The sequence below is a fragment of the Robiginitalea sp. genome (genome assembly GCF_049588695.1).
In the GTDB taxonomy this organism is placed as follows: Bacteria; Bacteroidota; Bacteroidia; order Flavobacteriales; family Flavobacteriaceae; genus Robiginitalea.
In genome coordinates, this window is the sequence record NZ_JBAVZJ010000407.1 from 1 (window position 1) to 2,306 (window position 2,306).

Annotated in this window: 2 protein-coding genes; both read right to left on the reverse strand. The window is 50.1% G+C overall.

Features of this window, described 5'->3' with window-relative positions:
• On the reverse strand, positions 1-677 hold a 677-nt coding region (locus tag WBV75_RS09545), incomplete at its 3' end, for an MFS transporter (protein ID WP_424120393.1).
• Positions 678-808: 131 nt separating this feature from the next.
• The coding region (locus tag WBV75_RS09550) for a glycoside hydrolase family 16 protein (RefSeq protein WP_424120394.1) at positions 809-2,306 on the reverse strand (1,498 nt) is incomplete at its 5' end.

The following is a 2,306-nucleotide window of genomic DNA, read 5'->3' on the forward strand; positions in this document are numbered from 1 at the left end:
ATAGTGTATTCCGCGTAGGCTTCCCCCCCAATACGCACGAGGATCTTCCGGGCAAGCTTTACCTTATTGAATTTCAGTATTAGCCAGCGGGGGCTTTTGGGTACCGTAAATAGGGCCAAAAAATAAATGATTGCCGGGATCGCTTCTACCCCGAGCATCCACCGCCAGCTATCCGATCCGGAATCGACCAGGAAATAATTGGAAAAATAGGCTACTGATATCCCGATCACAATATTCAACTGGTTAAAGGAAACCAGGCTACCCCTTAATTTGGGCGGGGCGATTTCGGCAATATAGATGGGTGCAATAAGGATGGCGCCCCCTATGCCAACTCCCCCAATGATCCGGGCAATAATGAACTCCGTGTAGCCCGTGGCAAGTGCCGACCAGGTAGCAGAGACGGCAAAAAGCGCTGCCACCACAATTAGCACTGCCTTCCTGCCAAAACGATCGGCCATGGGCCCAGCCATCAAATTTCCGGCCATGGCACCAAAAATGACACAGCCGACAGCAAAGCCCAGCATAGCATCGGACATTTCAAAATAAATAGTGATGCCTTTTACTGCGCCAGAAATAACAGCACTGTCAAAACCGAGCAGAAACCCCCCGAGGGCGACGATAAGGCTGATCAGGGTCGTGTAGGACTTGTTCATCTTGACGACGGTAGTGGTTTCCATAAAGGTATATTTTGGTTGGGTTGGATCTATAGGGCGGGGCTTCTTCCCGCCTCTTTGAAACAAAGGCGATCCCCTTTCTGGAATAAAGAAAGGGAATCGCTCGTATCAACTTCAGGAAGGTACATAATTTTTTATTGGTACACCCGGATGTAGTCTACCTCCATCGTAGACTCCGTAAAGGCAGGGTCGATCTCACCTCCAAAATTACCCCCCATGGCCACATTCAGGATCATAAAAAAGTCCTTGTTGAAGGGCAGGCTTGCGTTGTTCTCGAGGGCGCCGTAGTTCTCTCCGTCTACGCTAAACGTTATTCTTTCCTCCGTCCACTCGATCCCATAGACGTGAAAATCATCGGAAGCCCCCTCCACCACGGTAGTGACACTGCGGGAATTCCCAGCGAAATTGTCCGGATCATGGGTGGAACCAAAGATGGTATTCTGCTGGTTGCCCACATGTTCCATAATATCGATCTCCCCGGCGGCCGGCCATTCATTCGTTTCAAAATCGGCCCCCAACATCCATATGGCCGGCCAGGTACCCCCCCCGGCAGGGAGTTTGGCTCGCACCTCTACTTTTCCATACTGGAATTCGAATTTCTGATAGGATTGGATCCGGGAAGAGGTATAGGAACTCCCCTCGAATGCCTCGGCCCTTGCCGTAATCTTCAAAAATCCATCTTCCACGGTTATATTTTCAGGACGATCGGTGTAATACTGGGCTTCACCGTTGCCCCATCCGTTGTCCCCCGTACCGATATCGTAATTCCAAACAGAGGCATCAGGAGCCCCATCAACGTTGAATTCCTCTTCGAAGACCAGGGTATCGAAATCGTTCCCGGGAGATTCTCCCGGAGGGGTGGTCGTAAACTTGAGGTACCATGCAAGCACGGGATTAACGCCATCCAGGGAACGGACATAAAGGGTATTCTCCGATATAGAAAGTACTTCATAGGAGAAAGCCCCGTTGTAATACATCAGGAAACCTCCTCCAGACAAATTCATGACCGTACCCGTAGTCTCTGAAGGCGGAAGGTCATTTTCTGAGGGTGCTAAATTTACTATGGATTCCCCGCTGGTATCGAATTCCAGACAGATATCATCCCCGCTACCGGATCCTCCGCCGGCTTCTGAATTCGCGCCATTGAAAAAAGTAGCTCCTTTATTATCCAACTCAAAGATGATTTGTCCGCTCGAATTCAGGGTAAAGGTCATCTCATCATCACAGAAACAACTGGCGTTTGGATTCTCACAGAAAAGGTTAGGAGCAGCATTGAATTCCGTGGCAAACCAATAGGCGTCTGGCCGGATATCCCGGGTAAGACCAACGCCCAAATGTCCGGGCTGGGCAACATCCAGATACCAGGTTTTGCTGGAACCCCCTGTTAGGAATTGTAAGGTTTCGGGGTCTGAGAAATCACTCTGTACCTCAACTTCCAGTAAGGTAGAACTGGTGAGCCCACCCGTTCCAGTGGCAGTAACGGTAACCGTATAGGTGTTAAGGCCAGTTTGGGTAAACCTCTTGGTTACCGGCTCCCCGTTGGAAAATGCCGTGGTACCGTCGCTGAAAAAGTACTTATAGTTCAGTGCATTGTCGGCTGTGGCTGTAAACACCACTATTCCGGAACCATCC